Origin of the sequence: Blautia intestinihominis (genome assembly GCF_040096655.1) — a bacterium.
In the GTDB taxonomy this organism is placed as follows: Bacteria; Bacillota; Clostridia; order Lachnospirales; family Lachnospiraceae; genus Blautia_A; species Blautia_A intestinihominis.
In genome coordinates this window covers 1-600 of the sequence record NZ_JBBMEI010000210.1, presented here as the reverse complement: position 1 = coordinate 600, position 600 = coordinate 1, and the positions used below count along the sequence as shown (strand labels likewise).

The window sequence follows — 600 nt, the reverse complement described above, 5'->3', positions numbered from 1 at the left end:
CAAAAATCCAGAGATGCACCGGAACTGATGCGAACAGAGAACCAAAGTGAGGATTTTGGACAAAATAGAAAGCAACAAAACCGGAAAAGAATCCGTGCTGAAGTCGGAAAAGAATCCAGATTTGCAGAAAAATCCGAAGCCAGCCAGTCAGGGAGACTGAAAGAAAAACGTGCGGATCTTTCAGAAAACAGAGGAGACAGCCGGAGAAATCAGACAGGTGGCAGCAAAAAGCCAAAACAAAAACAGCGTTTGAAGTTTGCTTATGAGGAAACGGGTGCTTCTGTGAAAAATGATAAAGATATGGAGAAATTGAACCAGATGGATGCGGATGGAGTCAATTTCCGACATCAGAAACAAAAGGAAAAAGCCAAAAAGTTTTCTTATGAGGAAGCCAAAAAGAAGAAGGAAGCAAAGCAGCATTCCAAGAAGGCACAGGTCTATCAGGCAAATGATGGAGAAGCTCCTGGAAAGAAAAAATCCCGCCTGAAGTTTGGTGAAGGGGAATCTGTGAAAACAGAAAAAGCTTCTGTTGTCAAGAAAGCAGGAAGTGCAACTTCCGTAGCATTGCACCGTGAGATCAGCAAAAATGAAGACGATAAT

The 600-nt window shown here is 42.5% G+C and carries 1 pseudogene; it reads left to right on the top strand.

Features of this window, described 5'->3' with window-relative positions:
- Positions 1 to 600, top strand: a pseudogene (locus WMO75_RS19740) (CD1108 family mobile element protein); the annotation flags it as partial.